The 432-nt window shown below is 43.3% G+C and carries 1 pseudogene; it reads right to left on the bottom strand.

The features are described 5' to 3' along the window. Nucleotides 1–432, bottom strand: a pseudogene (locus AOB46_RS22780) (T9SS C-terminal target domain-containing protein); the annotation flags it as partial.

The raw sequence follows: 432 nt of genomic DNA, 5'->3' as shown, positions 1-432 counted from the left end.
GGTTCCTTCTTCGATGCCTACGGTTTTATTGCCTGATCTCTCGGATCTGGATTCTCCGCCAATAAGGTAACCGGTAGAGGTTAAAGCCAAAGTTCTGAGATGATCATCACCTTTCCCTCCGTAGTTCTTTTCCCATTCTACTTTTCCGTTTTTATCCAGCTTTACGATCCAATAATCGCCCTCTCCTAAGTTTTCTGTTTTCTTGGTTCCTCCAATGGAGCTTCTTGAATATATCCCTAGTAAAGCGCCGCCATCTTTCGTAGGAATCATTTTCTCCACTTCATCTAAACCTTTTCCACCTAAAATAAGCTGCGAAAGTTCTTTCCCGTTTTTATCCAGACGGATGATCCAGGCATCTTTAGAGCCATACCCTTTGGAAGAGTTCTGAATATTACCGGCCACAAAGAATCCCAAATCGGTGGTCTGAACAAC

This window comes from Chryseobacterium indologenes, assembly GCF_001295265.1.
In the GTDB taxonomy this organism is placed as follows: domain Bacteria; phylum Bacteroidota; class Bacteroidia; order Flavobacteriales; family Weeksellaceae; genus Chryseobacterium; species Chryseobacterium indologenes_A.
Note: the sequence above shows the minus strand (reverse complement) of the source record. Positions and strands in the feature narration are given on the sequence as shown.